Raw genomic sequence first — 16620 nt, 5'->3', positions numbered from 1 at the left:
AGTATCCTCTCTTAAACCCCATCAACTTTGGTTAAGCGTTGCGTGATCGCATTAACCTCATTAGAAAGCTGTTTATAAAACGGACTTTCCGGCGCAAACATAGACATACTTCGCTCAAGATTACGAAGTCCATGCTTAATTTTTACAACACTGGCGCCATCAAGGATTGAGTATTTACAGTCAGTACACACTAATACATTCATAAAACCAATCTTCTCACATGGTTCAGGATTCACGCACCCACCCAAAGGCCCCTCTTTATAAACCATATCTCCACTTTTAAACTTTTGAAGAGTCACTTCTCTGTCAGTCGCAATGATCAATGGGCGACCCCGATCGCGTGAAACCTGTATTCTATTCCCCTCCCCACCCCATAGACGTCCAGAAGAGTTTATGACGTTTTGGTTGTACTTAACGTAGCCAAACATTCGTTGCTCTGCCGCAATTTCACTTACAAAATGCTTCTGATCATCAGAAACTATAAAGTTTTGCGCAAAAGCGCTATCAGCACGATAGTACGACGTCATAACCTCCGTAAGGTGTTTATACTGAATTGATAAGACGCCCAGAGAGACCAAGCCAGAACGAGCGGAATAAACAGCAAGTGATCTACGGCATTGGTGTGTACATAGGGGCCACTGCGCACCGACCTTCAGATTAGATTTACCTCTCCAATCTCGAAATCCGTCGAACTCATCAAGCTCAGCTAAATCCTCCTCAACTATATTAAGTCCATCAATACGTTTCAGCGCCCTGTAGGTAAAGCGAACTAATGGAGTCGCCATGATAGGAGCAGTCGCATAATGCACGCACTGAGTGTTTTCCTTACGCTGGGAGATAACGGGAAATAACGGAAAAGCTGACGGTTCTGAATCATCCCACCCGTTCCTTATCACAGCAATCTTCGCAAGCGACTGCGCAGCCGTAACTCCTTTCTCGACAATTGGAGCACTGACCCAAAACGTGGGAGTCTGATTTTGACCTTCAATTTTTGAGGTATACCCTCGGAGCACTATAAATTCCTCACCATTGACCTCAATCTTCTGAAGCGTATTGAATGGCAAGCATCGAGCCTCATTGCACCGCATACCGCTAAATAAATGAATCCATGTCTTAGAATAATAACGAATAAAATTCAAATGAGAATAAAGATCTACCATATTCACAATAGAATATTTTGAAAAGTAGTCATGTAAACCGACTGCTTCCAACGCTGCACTCCATACAACCGCCCTGCCATTATTCCGATACTTGGAGACCTGGCAGCCAAACATAGGATTATGTTTTCTCGCTTCAAAGAATTTACATAGAGAGCCAGATACTCCATTAAACTCATCGAGCGCGTAATCAAGACCAGCTATCAAGGATGCGTAGCGTCTTGTAGGAATCAGCATTGTCTGCTCCACCTCCAGACCATACTGATACCCTAAAACTTGCCTGAGTTCCCGAATACAATCCTGGGGGGAGTAAGGAAAACGCGCGTCAGGGTGCATTAAACTTAAATCGTATAGCTCGCTAAGAAGCTCGATCACTGCCATAACAGAACTTTTACTCTTCGCCGACAACGCGTCGCCAAGTAGTTTTACATTATCTAATGAGCCTAGAAGCTGTCGGAGCGTGAGATTATTATCCATCGCCAAGTTAGCCAGCAACCTCAGCGGGGTCAGGATAATAGAGCCTACCTTACGCGGCTTTGAGTACAAATTCATCCTAGCAATTTGCACCTGCTTCATCTCACCTACAACTATACCAAATAACTCACTACCTTGATCAGAGCGCCAATTGACAAAATTGTAAATCGTTTTACCTGCCGCACAATATACCTTCACATCCCAAACTTTATCACCATATCTTGAGACAACAGCCCCGCCGAGGCTCCGAGATACAACAAACTCATCACCTACAATGGAGTGCCTAATTTCGTGGTACACATCGGGCAAAGAGATAGCTTTCACCCCCGCCAACTGGAGTCCTTCTATAATGCTCATGACACCACGCCTATTGATACCAAGGTATCAAAATGAACCCCCCAAAAACTATCAAGATCTCCATGATCAATTCCCTTGGAGACATTTTCAATCAGCTCTACCATAGTAGGATTTTTACTCACGATTGCCTCAAGGACTTCTTCGACCCGATGTAACATTGGAACAAAACGATTATTAAAACTTTCTGAGGATCGTCGGGCTTTGGTTTCGTTGATAATAAACTTCAAGGACAACAACCTACGAATATCATGCTCATCAGCATGCACTCCATAATGAGCGCAAAACAGGCACGTTTCAGGGTCTTTGCAAGATGGCAATGGGGCGAGCGGAGTAAAACCTTCAGCCAAGTCAGGCGCGTTGTCATCACTATTTACGCATTGGCCCGCCGGTACCGAATGTGAAGAAACCGTGTCATCGATTAACTGTACTGGAATGGTCGCTTGACTACGGGTTCGTATAAGCGCGGACTGATGTAGAGCATTAAAGAAAGAGTTAAGCTGGTCTGCAGAATCTTCGAAGCTAGACCGGCCGTAATGCGCTCGGACTACCCCCTCGGTGTTTCCAAGCTTTTCTGCTACAAGGTGGGTGTCTCCTCCGCTCAACTTCAAATATTCGGAGCTAACGTTCTGACGCCATTCTTTGGGAGTTACCCAGCTCAAATTTGGAAGCGAATTCGAAAAGAACCTTTTCAAACCGTTGATATTGATATTTTGAATATTTACCAATTCAGCTTTCTTGCTGAACACCGGAAACACCAAATCCGTTTCTTGTTGCTGAACCATGAACTGACGAATAGATAAGATTTTTTTATAAAGCGGAGCAAACTCAACCCCAAACTCCGGATATACTTCCTTACCGTCAGCTCGGCCTTTCGTACCAGAAAAACGTCGTCCTTGCGTCGAGGGTACTACCTGCTCAGTCGTAAGTTTTAAGTCTCGACAGACACTCAAATTCTGACCCGAAGCCGATACGAAACATATTAATGCTGCAACCATTGCTTTGTTGGCCAGAGCCCTTGCTGCTGGGCATTCAATGTCAGACCTAAAGTTTTTAAAGGACGCCCTCGCATTCCAATAGGCGTTGCGCTCACGCACTGACTCATCAACTGTCTTCAAACGTAGGAGAACTGATCGGCGCGAGGGAAATTCTGAAAGCTCATTCAAAATATCATAAATAGTCCCAGACACTTCTGATGACAACCCGGCTTGACTCGAGGAGTAATAGTAATAATCTTTGTCCTTTTCTGAAACTAGCTTTACCGGCAGCGCGCCATCTAAAACAATGACACGATGAACTTCATCAATAAAATTAACAAGTGCAGCAAACATAACCGCTTTGTCATCAGACGAAGTACCGATGACAAAATCGCCCCTACTTAGTTTACGGCGACCGATAAAGGCTGCTAATCGCCTCAACTGAACATCATCTAAATCAAATGCAACACTGAGGGTTAGCCGAGCCCCACGCTGATAACTCCTTGCGGTTTCCTGACTGAGAGGTGCTCCGGCAATGCCGCTTACGTGCATTTCTCGCAACAGATCGGACGTGTAGTTTTGATAAGCTGCTTTGAGCAATGTACAATCGTGAATCTGACTAACATCATATTTAGAATCCATCCAATTCATAAAGCGCCGAACATCACGGAAGTTCCCTTCTACAGTATTGGGATTACCTTCTCGAAAGCGCTCTATCAGTTTCCTTACAAAATCACGACGCCGCACATCGAAAGATGCCGGATCAACTTTAACTCCGCCGCATCTCTGCGATCTTGAATCTCGCGACGTGTAACAAAAAGCGCCGACATCCCAGCGATATGTGTGCGCGCTGTATAATCCAACCTTGGACGTCAACACAACAGATTCCGGCTGCAAGGCTTCCGCATTGTAATCGCCAACGTCCAATTGCGTGATCGCACGGGCTTGAAACTCAGAGATCACTAGGAACCTCCGCAACCACTGATACTGCTGAAGTATTCACATATTTAAAAAGCCGAGACTCATACTTTCCTTGCACTGAGGCGCGCCACTTAAGTCGCGATTTATAATTCAAATACTGCAATGTCGTCTTTTTATCACTATGGCCAAGGCGCTGCTGCACATACTCTAGGACTTCAGTAGTGCGCCCCTCCCCCCCAGTATCCAACTCTGACTCAAGCAAGTTTATACCAAAAGATGCTCGCAAATCATGAAATGTAAATTTTTGAAAATCGGCATGCTCAAGATATATTTTTGGAAGCAGAATTTCAGTTATGAACTGCCGTATGGCTGCACCATCTTGAAGGGGGGCGAGATCTGCATTATGCCCACCCCCACCTGAGCCGTATCGCTGTGTTTCCTGGCGATCGAGAAGTTCTGTCTTGCTAGTATAGTACGGGTTGCCGTTCTTAGTGAGGAACAGATAATTATCACCTGCATCCCTGTAAAATGAACGGGACTGCCTTTTTAGGGAGTCTTCGCATTTGCTATATATTTTTAAATCACTCACTAGCCATCCAGGCACGAGCAATACCATTCTTTTACCGCTTTTAGTATCGACTCCGGTGCCCATACCGATTTTCAAACGCAGCATCCCATCTTTATCCAGCGGCCTACTCAAGCTACTAATCCGCAATGTGCAAACGGTTTGAATTCGCGCGCCTGTAAAAAGTGCCAAGTAAAACATCAACTGATATTCACGCGACGAGCTAAGCAAAAACTTTAGAACAATTTCCTGATCTTCTACATCTAGAGGACGAAGTTTACCTCCATCAGAAATACGATCCGGCTCAGACGACACCCGACTTTTTATTGCGAGGTTATGTGACTGCACCTTTACTGCGGACGCGATCCCATAGTTATTCAGTGTCGATATATACTTGAAGACATCTTTAAAAGGTTCAACACCTAAAAAGCTTTCATCAACCAATCTACAGCGCATGATTTCACGGTAAAACTTTACTACAGCGTTTATTCTTGCCGTACCTGTTCCTAAACCAATTTGCCCCAAGACGGCTTGATCTATTAGGCGCTGCCGATAGCGATATGTAATTTTTAGCCGGTCATTAACTGGAAAATAAAAAACATCTAAGCCTTCACTTTCGGAAAACCTTAGATAATCGAGGAGATGGTCTGCAATCCCTCTATAGGTGCGGGACTCGTAGTTAATCTCAGTTTGTAGTTTATGAACTAGATATAGATTACCTATATCCCAAGGCTCGCCGTTCCCCTGGATGATCACTGGGAATTTTCGATAAGAAAGGGGATCTGCAACGAACTCTTGTAAAGGAGGAGCCAGGTGTGTGTTGACGTGACCTGTAAAGTGGACTCGCTGGAAACGGAACTCGGGTAACAAGATCCGCCGAGCTAAAGAATCATACCTCGCACACGGTTGTTTTTTTGAGATTTTATCCGCCACCAAAGCCATCCTTTATGTCCACATGTCCATAGACTATTACATTTGGACTCCAGAGTCCATATGCGTACATGTAGATTGCCCACCAGGAACATCGCCGCCGTACCGATCACCGACAGGCTCTTCATCATGTACGGCGCCGCACGCAGAATGGCACCACCGATGCTGCGTGCCGCCTGGCCAGGCTTCTGAGTGAGCCACAGACCCAGGTCATCCAGCTTGACGATACCAGCCACCAAGCCATACACGCCCACGGTCATGACAATCGCAATGCCGGACAGCACGATCACCTGCTGCATCAAGGGTGCATCGGCCACGGTGCCGAGGGTGATGGCGATGATTTCGGCGGAGAGAATGAAGTCGGTACGGATGGCGCCTTTGATCTTGTTCTTTTCGAAGGCTACCAAGTCGGTTGCCGGGTCCGAGACGGCTTCGACCAACTGCACATGTTGCGCATGGTCTTCGTCTTTGCTGTGCAGGAACTTGTGCGCCAGCTTCTCGAACCCCTCGAAACACAGGTAGGCACCGCCGAGCATCAACAACGGCGTCACCGCCCAGGGCGCAAACGCACTGATCAACAAGGCGGCCGGCACCAGGATCAACTTGTTGACGAACGACCCCTTGGCCACCGCCCACACCACGGGAATTTCCCGCTCCGCACGCACGCCGGAGACCTGTTGGGCATTGAGCGCCAGGTCATCACCCAGCACACCGGCGGTCTTCTTTGCCGCCATTTTGGTCATCAGGGCAACGTCATCGAGTACCGCGGCGATATCGTCGATCAACACCAACAAGCTGCTTCCTGCCATGAATCGGGCTTCCGTAAGAGTGGGATGACGCGAGCATAGCGCGGCGCAAGGCCCTGCGGGCAGATTGTTGAGGCTCGCGGATGGCCGGTGCTACCATGCGCAACCGCCAGTCTTGGCAAGGAAACTCCAGGTTTATGAGCACCATTCGCGAGCGCAACAAAGAAAAGATCCTGCGGGCGGCGAGCGAGGAGTTTGCCGACAAGGGCTTCGCCGCGACCAAAACCAGCGACATCGCCGCCAAGGCCGGGCTGCCCAAGCCCAACGTCTATTACTACTTCAAGTCCAAGGACAACCTCTACCGCGAGGTGCTCGAAAGCATTATCGAGCCGATCCTGGCGGCTTCCACGCCGTTCAATCCGGATGGCGAACCCTCGGTGGTACTGAGCCACTACATTCGCTCGAAAATCCGCATCTCCCGCGACCTGCCGTTTGCGTCCAAAGTCTTCGCCAGCGAAATCATGCACGGCGCCCCGCACCTCAGCGCGGACCAGGTCGAACAGCTCAACGCCCAGGCCAAGCACAACATCGCCTGTATCCAGGACTGGGTAGATCGCGGCCTGATCGCGCCGATTGACCCCAATCACTTGATGTTCAGCATCTGGGCGGCGACGCAGACCTATGCGGATTTTGACTGGCAGATTTCAGCGGTGACCGGAAAAGCCAAGTTGGACGAGGCGGATTATGAAGCAGCGGCGCAGACCATTATTCGGTTGGTGCTCAAGGGCTGCGAGCCGGACTGAGGAAATGTGGTGCCTGTGGAGTTTGCGCCAGACATAAATTATCAAACACTGAAGATCCCCCCGTGGGAGCGGGCTTGCTCGCGAAAGCGCCCTCCCAGACACATCCTGCCAAAAGCTTGTAGATCAGCATCAGCCACCGAGATCTAGCCTCTCAGGACACCGTTTAAAGAGAGGCCAAGGAATGCCTGATCTAGCTAACTCACACCGCCTGCGTATCGGGCGGTTCAGCGAACCCAATCGCATCTATCTGATCACCACCAATACTTACGAACGTGCGCCGATATTCAGTGACTTTTACCTGGGTCGGCTGGTGGTTTGGCAATTCAGACTCGCTCACTACCACGGACTAGCAAACTCGCTGGCCTGGGTGGTAATGCCAGATCACTTTCACTGGTTGGTCGAGTTACAAAAAGGATCACTGGGCGACTTGATGTGCCAAGTAAAATCCAAAAGCACCCGAAGCGTAAACGGTGCTTCTGGTCGCAAAGGCAGGCTATGGCAAACCAGCTTTCACGACCGCGCGCTGCGCAAGGAAGATGACTTGGTGAAGATGGCCCGGTATGTGGTGGCCAATCCTCTGCGGGCGGGGCTGGTGAAGCAGATTGGCGACTATCCGCTGTGGGATGCAGTTTGGTTGTAGGGGCAAGACCGAGTTGCCCCCTTCGCGAGCAAGCCCGCTCCCACATTGAACCGCATTCTCATGCTGGAACTCGATCAAGTGTGGGAGCGGCGGTTCGACGCTTCGACTTGCTCGCGAAGGGGCCAGAAAAATCAGCAAAAAACTAGGCCGACACCCCCGCATCCGCCATCAACCCCACCCCCTCAATCGCCGTAATCGCACACTGCTCATCAATGTCCGACGTATCTCCGCTGATGCCGATCGCCCCCAGCACCACGCCTTCCTGACTCCGAATCAATACCCCACCCGGCGCAGGCACCACGCTGCCCTGCCCCAGGCTGTTCAACGCCGCGATAAACGCCGGTCGCTGCTGCGCGTCCAGCGCCAGCAGGCGTGAACCCTTGCCCAGGGCTATCGCGCCCCAAGCCTTGCCGATGGCGATTTGCGGGCGCAGCAGGCTGGCACCGTCTTCCCGTTGCAGGGTGACCAAGTGACCGCCGCTGTCGAGCACGGCGATGGTCAGCGGTGCAGCAGAAATGGTGCGCCCTGCACTGAGGGCCTGGCTGGCCAGTTGGGTGGCGAGTTTCAAGGTTAAAGCGCTCATGGTGCCGTCCTTCTTTTGTTATTGGGAAAGCGGTGGAGGTCTGAATGATCAGATGCTCGATCAAACAAATAGAACACAATGAATTTTAATTTTGTATACAATATTTTCGCACAAAGGCTCCATACGTCGAAAAAAGCGGTTCCGACGAACGCAAAGGCCAGTTTATAAAATGCATTGACCTACGCCGCTCGCCATGAATACACTTTGACCACACACCACTTGTATACAATTACAAAACGCAAGAGGCACCAATATCATGAGCAAAATGAGAGCAATCGAAGCCGCTGTTCTGGTGATGCGTCGCGAAGGTGTGGACACCGCCTTCGGTATCCCAGGCGCCGCGATCAACCCGCTGTATTCGGCCTTGCAGAAAGTGGGTGGCATCGATCACGTCCTTGCTCGCCACGTTGAAGGCGCCTCCCACATGGCCGAGGGCTACACCCGCACCAAGGCCGGCAATATCGGCGTGTGCATCGGCACCTCGGGCCCGGCGGGCACTGACATGGTCACCGGCCTGTACAGCGCCTCGGCCGACTCGATCCCGATCCTGTGCATCACCGGTCAAGCGCCCCGCGCCCGGATGCACAAGGAAGACTTCCAGGCCGTGGACATCACCAGCATCGTCAAGCCGGTGACCAAGTGGGCAACCACCGTCCTGGAACCGGGCCAAGTGCCGTACGCCTTCCAGAAAGCCTTTTACGAAATGCGCTCCGGCCGCCCAGGCCCGGTGCTGATTGACCTGCCGTTCGACGTGCAGATGGCCGAGATCGAATTCGACATCGACGCCTACCAGCCGCTGCCCCTGGCCAAGCCCCTGGCCACCCGCGTGCAGGTGGAAAAAGCCCTGGCGCTGCTGGACCAGGCCGAACGCCCACTGTTGGTGAGCGGCGGCGGCGTGATCAATGCCGACGCCAGCGAGTTGCTGGTGGAATTTGCTGAACTGACTGGCATCCCGGTGATCCCGACCCTGATGGGCTGGGGCACCATTGCGGACGATCACCCACAGATGGTCGGCATGGTCGGTCTGCAGACGTCCCACCGTTATGGCAACGCGACGATGCTCAAGTCGGACGTGGTGCTGGGCATCGGTAACCGTTGGGCCAACCGTCATACCGGTTCGGTCGAGGTGTACACCGAGGGCCGCAAGTTCATTCACGTCGACATCGAGCCGACCCAGATTGGTCGCGTCTTCACGCCGGACCTGGGTATCGTGTCCGACGCCGGTTCCGCCCTGACGATGTTCATTGAAGTGGCCCGCGAGTGGAAAGCCGCCGGCAAACTCAAGGACCGCAGCGCCTGGCTCAATGACTGCCAGCAACGCAAAGCCACCCTGCACCGCAAGACTCACTTCGACAACGTGCCGGTCAAGCCACAGCGCGTGTATGAAGAAATGAACCAGGTGTTCGGCAAAGACACCTGCTACGTCAGCACCATCGGCCTGTCGCAGATTGCCGGCGCGCAGTTCCTGCACGTGTACAAGCCACGCCACTGGATCAACTGCGGCCAGGCCGGTCCGTTGGGTTGGACCATCCCCGCCGCGCTCGGCGTGGTCAAGGCCGACCCGAGCCGCAAAGTGGTGGCGCTGTCCGGTGACTACGACTTCCAGTTCATGATCGAAGAACTGGCGGTGGGCGCACAGTTCAAGCTGCCGTACATCCACGTGGTGGTGAACAACTCCTACCTCGGCCTGATCCGCCAGGCTCAGCGCGGGTTTGAAATGGACTACTGCGTGCAGCTGTCCTTCGACAACCTCAATGCGCCGGAACTCAACGGCTATGGCGTGGACCACGTGGCCGTCGCCGAAGGCCTGGGTTGCAAGGCCCTGCGCGTGTTCGAGCCAAGCCAGATCGCGCCGGCCCTGCGCCGCGCCGAGGAAATGATCGAAGAATTCAAGGTGCCGGTGATCGTTGAGATTATTCTGGAGCGCGTGACCAATATTTCCATGGGCACCGAGATCAACGCCGTCAACGAATTCGAAGATCTGGCACTGGTCGGCAACGATGCGCCGACTGCCATTTCCCTACTCGATTAAGGAGAACCTTATGCCGCGTTTCGCCGCCAACCTGTCCATGCTGTTTACCGAACAGGACTTTCTTGCCCGTTTCAAAGCGGCCGCCGACGCCGGCTTCCAAGGCGTCGAGTACCTGTTCCCCTATGAATTCAGCTCTGCCGAAATCAAGGCGCAACTCGACGCCCACGGTTTGACCCAGGTGCTGTTCAACCTGCCGGCCGGTGACTGGGCCAAGGGCGAACGCGGCCTGGCCTGCCACCCGGACCGGGTCGAGGAATTCCGCGCCGGGGTCAAGCTGGCCATCGCCTACGCCCAGGTGCTGGGCAACACCCAGATCAACTGCCTGGCGGGCATCCGGCCACAAGGCGTTGACGACGAAACCCTGGAAAAAACCTTCGTCGCCAACCTCAAGTACGCCGCTGAAAAACTGCAAGCCGTGGGCATCAAGCTGGTGATGGAAGCGATCAACACCCGCGACATCCCAGGCTTCTACCTGAACAACACGGCGCAGGCCCTGTCGATTCGCGAACAGGTGGGCAGCGACAACCTGTTCCTGCAATACGACATCTATCACATGCAAATCATGGAAGGCGACCTGGCCCGCACCATGGCCGCGCACCTGGGTGAGATCAACCACATCCAATTGGCGGACAACCCTGGGCGCAACGAGCCGGGCACCGGTGAGATCAACTACCGCTTCCTGTTCGAACATTTGGACCGCATCGGCTACACGGGTTGGGTCGGCTGTGAGTACAAGCCGTTGACCACCACCGAAGCGGGTTTGGGTTGGTTGAAGACCCACAACGCCATCTAAATAGAGGATTTCTTCATGGCTAAAATCGGATTTATCGGCACCGGCATCATGGGTCAACCCATGGCCGCCAACCTGCAGAAAGCAGGTCACCAACTGTTCCTCTCCGAACACCACGGCAAGGCGCCGCAAGCGCTGATCGACGCTGGCGCAGTGGCCCTGGCCAACCCGCAGCAGGTTGCGCAGGAAGCCGAGTTCATCATTGTGATGGTGCCGGACACCCCGCAGGTCGACGACGTATTGTTCCGCAAAGACGGCGTCGCCGCCGGCCTGTCGCCGAACAAGGTGGTGATCGACATGAGTTCGATCTCCCCCACCGCCACCAAGGCGTTCGCCGCCAAGATCAACGAGACCGGCGCGCAGTACCTGGACGCCCCGGTGTCCGGTGGTGAAGTCGGCGCCAAGGCCGGCACCCTGAGCATCATGATCGGTGGCGAGCCGCAGACCTTCGAACGCGCGCTGCCGTTGTTCCAGGCCATGGGCAAGAACATCACATTGGTGGGCGGCAATGGCGATGGCCAGACCGCCAAGGTGGCCAACCAGATCATCGTCGCGCTGAACATCCAAGCGGTCGCGGAAGCGCTGCTGTTCGCCTCCAAGAACGGCGCCGACCCGGCCAAGGTGCGGGAAGCGCTGATGGGCGGATTTGCTTCGTCGAAGATCCTCGAAGTGCATGGCGAGCGCATGATCAAGGGCACTTTTGACCCGGGCTTCCGCATCAACCTGCACCAGAAGGACCTCAACCTGGCGTTGGCCGGCGCCAAGGAACTGGGGATCAACCTGCCGAACACCGCCGGTACGCAGCAGGTATTCAGTACGTGCACCGCGATTGGCGGCGGCAACTGGGACCACTCGGCGCTGATCAAAGGCCTGGAACATATGGCGAATTTCTCGATTCGCGAGAAGTAATACACGCCGCTCCTACCTTTGAAATGCGGTCGAATGTGGGAGCGGGCTTGCTCGCGAAAGCGGTGTATCCGTCAACATGGATGTTGGATGTCAGTCCGCATTCGCGAGCAAGCCCGCTCCCACATTTGATCGCATTCCAGTTCCTGAAATTGAAGCACCTCTAATAACAAAAAATCCCCGGGAGCCCGCTTATGTCGGTCGATCCGCAACATCTGCTTCGCGAGCTGTTTGCCACAGCCATCGACGCTGCCCACCCCCGGCAAGTCCTTGAACCCTACCTGCCCGCCGACCGCAGCGGCCGTGTGATCGTGATCGGTGCCGGCAAGGCCGCCGCCGCCATGGCGCTGGTCGTGGAAAACGTCTGGCAGGGCGAAGTCACCGGTCTGGTTGTCACCCGTTACGGCCACGGCGCGCCCTGCAAGAAAATCGAAGTGGTCGAGGCCGCGCACCCGGTGCCCGACGCTGCTGGCCTGGCCGTGGCCCAGCGCGTATTGGCACTGATCAGCAACCTGACGGAAGACGACCGCGTGATCTTCCTGCTGTCCGGCGGTGGCTCTGCGCTGCTGGCGTTGCCCGCAGAAGGCATCACCCTGGCCGATAAACAGGCCATCAACAAAGCCCTGCTCAAGTCCGGCGCGACCATTGGCGAGATGAATTGCGTGCGCAAGCACCTCTCGGCCATCAAGGGCGGCCGACTGGCGAAAGCCGCATGGCCAGCCACGGTCTACACCTACGCGATTTCCGATGTGCCCGGCGACCAGGCCACAGTGATTGCCTCCGGCCCCACGGTCGGTGACCCGAGCACGTCGCAACAGGCGCTGGCGATCCTGAAGCGTTACAACATCGACGCCCCCGCCTCGGTGCGCAGTTGGTTACAGAACCCGGCCTCGGAAACCGTCAAGCCCGGTGACCCGGTGCTCGCCCGCAGCCACTTCCAATTGATCGCCCGCCCCCAGCAATCCCTGGAAGCGGTGGCGGTAAAAGTCCGCCAGGCCGGTTTCAGCCCGTTGATCCTCGGCGACCTCGAAGGCGAAGCACGGGACGTGGCCAAGGTACACGCCGGTATCGCCCGGCAGATCGTGCAGCACGGCCAACCGCTGGCGGCGCCGTGCGTGATCCTCTCCGGCGGCGAAACCACCGTGACCGTGCGCGGCAATGGCCGTGGCGGGCGCAATGCGGAATTCCTGTTGAGTCTCACCGACAGCCTCAAGGGCCTGCCCGGCGTGTACGCCCTGGCCGGTGACACCGACGGCATCGACGGCTCGGAAGACAACGCCGGCGCGATCATGACGCCGTGCAGTTATTCGCGCGCCGAAGCCCTCGGGCTGTCGGCCAGCGATGAGCTGGATAACAACAACGGCTACGGCTATTTCGCCGCCGTCGACGGTTTGATCATCACTGAGCCCACGCGCACCAACGTCAACGACTTCCGCGCCATCCTGATCCTTGAGACTGCCAAACATGACGCCTGACAAGAAGGTCAAAATCCTCGCCACCCTGGGCCCGGCCACCGACGGTATCGACGACATCCGTGAACTGGTAGAAGCCGGTGTGAACATCTTCCGGCTCAATTTCAGCCACGGCGACCACGCCGACCATGCCCAACGCTACCAATGGATTCGCCAGGTCGAGCGCCAGTTGAACTACCCACTGGGCATCCTCATGGACCTGCAAGGGCCAAAGCTGCGGGTCGGGCGTTTTGCCGAGGGCAAGGTGCAACTGGTACGCGGCCAGGCATTGCGCCTGGACCTGGACGAAACACCGGGCGACCAGCGCCGGGTCAACCTGCCCCACCCGGAAATCATCGCAGCGCTGGAACCCGGCATGGATCTGCTGCTGGACGATGGCAAGCTGCGCCTGCGGGTGATCACCAAACATGCCGACGCCATCGACACCACTGTGCTCAATGGCGGTGAATTGTCTGATCGCAAAGGCGTGAACGTCCCACAAGCGCTGTTGGAACTCAGCCCATTGACCGCCAAGGATCGGCGCGATTTGAGCTTTGGCCTGGAGCTGGGCGTGGATTGGGTGGCACTGTCGTTCGTGCAGCGCCCGGAAGACATTCGCGAAGCCCGCGAGCTGATCGGCGACAGGGCCTTCCTGATGGCCAAGATCGAGAAACCCTCGGCCGTGCAGCGCCTGCGGGAAATCGCCGAACTGAGCGACGCGATCATGGTGGCCAGAGGCGACCTGGGCGTGGAAGTACCGGCCGAGAGCGTGCCGCAGATCCAGAAGGACATCATCAGCACCTGCCGCCAACTGGGTAAACCGGTGGTGGTGGCGACGCAGATGCTGGAGTCGATGCGCTTCTCACCGGCGCCGACCCGCGCCGAAGTCACCGATGTCGCCAATGCCGTGGCCGAAGGCGCGGACGCGGTGATGCTGTCGGCGGAAACCGCGTCCGGCGAATACCCGCTGGAAGCCGTGCAGATGATGAGCAAGATCATCCGCCAGGTGGAAAACGGCCCGGATTACCAGGCGCAACTGGATGTCAGCCGACCGAAGGCGGATGCCACGGTGTCGGACGCCATCAGCTGCGCGATCCGCCGTATCAGCAGCATCCTGCCGGTGGCGGTGCTGGTGAACTACAGCGAGTCGGGCAGCTCCAGCCTGCGCGCGGCGCGGGAACGGCCGGTGGCGCCGATCCTCAACCTCACGCCGAACCTGTCCACGGCACGGCGATTGAGCGTGGCGTGGGGCGTGCATTCGGTGGTCAATGATCGGCTGCGCCAGGTGGATGAGGTCTGTTCCACGGCGCTGGAGATTGCCCAGGCACAGGGCATGGCGGAGCGTGGGGATACGTTGGTGATTACGGCGGGGGTGCCGTTCGGGCAGCCGGGGTCGACCAACTCTTTGCGTATAGAGACGTTGATCTAGCGCCTGTAAGGGCCTCTTCGCGAGCAAGCCCGCTCCCACATTTCGATCACGGTTCGACATGACGACTCGGTCAAATGTGGGAGCGGGCTTGCTTGCGAAGGGGACAACTCGGTCTCACTGACTAACCACCATGCACAACCACACCTGCCCCGACTGGGCTGAAGCCCTGCTCAACGGCTTTAGCCAGATCTTCCTGCAACGCCAACCGCTGTGCGGCCTGCTGTGCCTGCTGGCGATCCTGATCGGCGCGCCGACCTTGCTCGGCGGCGCGCTGTTGGGCGGCGTGGCGGGATTGCTCACGGCCCAGCGTCGCGGTTATCCCAAGACCGAGCGCCAGGCCGGGCTGTATAGCTATAACGGTGTGTTGTTGGGTTTGTTGATCAGCCAGCACTTCGCCTGGTCGGCCTTGCTGCCGCCGCTGATCCTGGCGTGCGGCGGCTTGAGTGCAATCCTGACGCGGCAATGGTTGAAACGCGCCAGTCAGCCCAACGACTTGCCCGCCTACACCGCGCCTTTTGTCGGCCTGGGTTGGTTGCTGCTGGGCACGGTGCCAGAGAGTACCTTTGCCCTGAGCGAACCCGACACGTTGGCTATCCTCGCCGCGCCATTTACCGGACTCGCGCAAATCATGTTGTTGGACCAGCCCGTATCAGGCGCGCTGATTGCGCTGGGCCTGTGGCTGGCCAACCGCCGCGCCGCTACCTGGGCCTTGATCGGCGCCAGTGTCGGCGTGCTGATCGCGCTCTGGCTGGACGAACCCGCCAGCGCCCTCCTCGGCCTGCACAGCTACAACCCGGCGCTGGCTGCCTTAGCGTTGAGCCAGGTACGTCGCCAGCCCTGGCTGCCGCTGCTGGGCATCCTGCTGGCGATCACGCTCACGCCCGGCTTTGCCGCCCTGCACCTGCCTGCGCTGACCGCGCCGTTCATCCTCGCCTGTTGGCTGGTGCATGCGGGTGTTCGAGTGCTGCGCAAACCCTGCATGGACAGCCCCTTCGAATCCCCCTAGGCTTGCTCGATATCAGTTTCAGGCGGGATTTATGGACAGCAACAACGACTGGCGCCAGCGGCTCTACGTCATGATTTTCCAGAGTGACACCACCGCAGGACGGCGCTTTGACGGCATCCTGCTGCTGATCATCCTGGCCAGCCTGGTGATCGTGATGCTCGACAGCATCGACCAGATTCACCAGAACTATGCCGATGTGCTCGCCTATATCGAGTGGGGCTTCACCCTCGTCTTCCTGATCGAGTACGGGTTGCGGCTGTATTGCTCGCCCAAGCCGTTGCGCTACGCCTTCAGTTTTTATGGGTTGGTGGACTTGCTGGCCATCGTGCCCGGCATCCTCGCGTTGTATTACAGCGACGCGCAGTACCTGTTGATCATCCGCATCATTCGGATGTTGCGGATCTTCCGCGTGCTCAAGCTCAGCCCGTACCTCAAGCAGGCCAACTACCTGATGGCGGCGCTGCGGGGCAGCAAGCAGAAGATCGTGGTGTTCCTGGTCAGCGTGTGCACGCTGGTCACGGTGTTCGGCACCTTGATGTACGTGATCGAAGGCCCGGAGCACGGCTTTACCAGCATTCCGAAAGGCATCTACTGGGCCATCGTGACCCTGACCACCGTGGGCTTTGGCGACATTGTGCCGAAGACGCCACTGGGCCAGGTGATTTCGTCACTGGTGATGATCACCGGTTACTCGATCATCGCCGTGCCCACCGGGATTTTCACCGCTGAACTGGCGAGTGCCATGCGCGGTGAACAACTGCAAACCGACTGCCCGGTGTGCAAGAAGAATAGCCATGAACCGAATGCCGCCTTCTGCTCGCGGTGCGGGAGTAACCTTTTCCGTAAAGTGGAATAA

At 55.8% G+C, this 16620-nt stretch carries 14 protein-coding genes; 9 read left to right on the top strand and 5 right to left on the bottom strand.

Annotated features, from left to right (window positions below):
• Positions 1-11: 11 nt before the first annotated feature.
• Genes ACP7EW_RS14010 through ACP7EW_RS13995 form a run of 4 tightly spaced genes read right to left on the bottom strand, consistent with a single transcriptional unit; the run spans position 12 to position 6187 of the window.
• Positions 12-1988 (bottom strand): hypothetical protein, encoded by a 1977-nt coding sequence (locus tag ACP7EW_RS14010; protein ID WP_426217694.1) that lies wholly within the window; start codon positions 1986-1988, stop codon positions 12-14.
• Positions 1985-3925, bottom strand: coding sequence for a hypothetical protein (locus ACP7EW_RS14005; RefSeq protein ID WP_426217692.1), 1941 nt, complete (start codon positions 3923-3925; stop codon positions 1985-1987). Before ACP7EW_RS14005 ends, ACP7EW_RS14010 begins: the two co-directional genes overlap by 4 nt.
• On the bottom strand, positions 3915-5381 hold the full coding sequence (locus ACP7EW_RS14000) for a tyrosine-type recombinase/integrase (protein ID WP_426217690.1): 1467 nt from the start codon (positions 5379-5381) through the stop codon (positions 3915-3917). The genes ACP7EW_RS14005 and ACP7EW_RS14000 overlap by 11 nt, the downstream gene beginning before the upstream one ends.
• On the bottom strand, positions 5330-6187 hold the full coding sequence (locus ACP7EW_RS13995) for a DUF808 domain-containing protein (protein WP_426217687.1): 858 nt from the start codon (positions 6185-6187) through the stop codon (positions 5330-5332). The genes ACP7EW_RS14000 and ACP7EW_RS13995 overlap by 52 nt, the downstream gene beginning before the upstream one ends.
• Before the next feature lie 134 nt (positions 6188-6321).
• Here ACP7EW_RS13995 and ACP7EW_RS13990 point away from each other — a divergent pair, with 134 nt between their 5' ends.
• Together ACP7EW_RS13990 and ACP7EW_RS13985 are read left to right on the top strand one after the other, a co-directional pair.
• Positions 6322-6927, top strand: a complete 606-nt coding sequence (locus tag ACP7EW_RS13990) for a TetR/AcrR family transcriptional regulator (protein ID WP_426217685.1) — start codon at positions 6322-6324, stop codon at positions 6925-6927.
• Between the two features lie 181 nt (positions 6928-7108).
• Complete coding sequence (locus tag ACP7EW_RS13985) at positions 7109-7567, top strand: REP-associated tyrosine transposase (RefSeq protein ID WP_426217683.1); 459 nt, start codon at positions 7109-7111, stop codon at positions 7565-7567.
• Between the two features lie 142 nt (positions 7568-7709).
• Here ACP7EW_RS13985 and ACP7EW_RS13980 read toward each other — a convergent pair whose 3' ends face one another.
• Complete coding sequence (locus tag ACP7EW_RS13980; RefSeq protein ID WP_044286883.1) at positions 7710-8150, bottom strand: GlcG/HbpS family heme-binding protein; 441 nt, start codon at positions 8148-8150, stop codon at positions 7710-7712.
• Between the two features lie 256 nt (positions 8151-8406).
• Between ACP7EW_RS13980 and gcl the strand changes: the two genes are divergently transcribed.
• The 7 genes from gcl (at position 8407) to ACP7EW_RS13945 (ending at position 16620) form a co-directional block, all read left to right on the top strand.
• Positions 8407-10182 carry a glyoxylate carboligase gene (gcl, locus tag ACP7EW_RS13975; RefSeq protein ID WP_028615702.1) on the top strand — a complete coding sequence of 592 codons (1776 nt, stop codon included), beginning with the start codon at positions 8407-8409 and terminating at the stop codon, positions 10180-10182.
• 10 nt (positions 10183-10192) lie between these two features.
• Positions 10193-10975: a hydroxypyruvate isomerase gene (gene hyi / locus ACP7EW_RS13970; RefSeq protein WP_038841595.1), complete on the top strand. Its 783-nt coding sequence runs from the start codon at positions 10193-10195 to the stop codon at positions 10973-10975.
• Positions 10976-10990: 15 nt separating this feature from the next.
• Complete coding sequence (locus tag ACP7EW_RS13965; RefSeq protein ID WP_033897622.1) at positions 10991-11881, top strand: 2-hydroxy-3-oxopropionate reductase; 891 nt, start codon at positions 10991-10993, stop codon at positions 11879-11881.
• A gap of 191 nt (positions 11882-12072) precedes the next feature.
• A complete protein-coding gene (locus ACP7EW_RS13960; RefSeq protein ID WP_426217680.1) occupies positions 12073-13353 on the top strand; it encodes a glycerate kinase type-2 family protein in 1281 nt (426 codons plus the stop codon).
• Positions 13343-14758, top strand: coding sequence for a pyruvate kinase (pyk, locus tag ACP7EW_RS13955; protein WP_426217678.1), 1416 nt, complete (start codon positions 13343-13345; stop codon positions 14756-14758). The genes ACP7EW_RS13960 and pyk overlap by 11 nt, the downstream gene beginning before the upstream one ends.
• 130 nt (positions 14759-14888) lie before the next feature.
• Complete coding sequence (locus ACP7EW_RS13950) at positions 14889-15764, top strand: urea transporter (RefSeq protein ID WP_426217676.1); 876 nt, start codon at positions 14889-14891, stop codon at positions 15762-15764.
• 31 nt (positions 15765-15795) lie between these two features.
• Complete coding sequence (locus ACP7EW_RS13945; protein ID WP_061435897.1) at positions 15796-16620, top strand: ion transporter; 825 nt, start codon at positions 15796-15798, stop codon at positions 16618-16620.

It is taken from the genome of Pseudomonas sp. DWRC2-2, from assembly GCF_049897885.1.
Taxonomy (GTDB): domain Bacteria; phylum Pseudomonadota; class Gammaproteobacteria; order Pseudomonadales; family Pseudomonadaceae; genus Aquipseudomonas; species Aquipseudomonas azotoformans_A.
The sequence above is the reverse complement of the archived record's forward strand: the minus strand, read 5'-3'. Positions and strand labels throughout refer to the sequence as shown.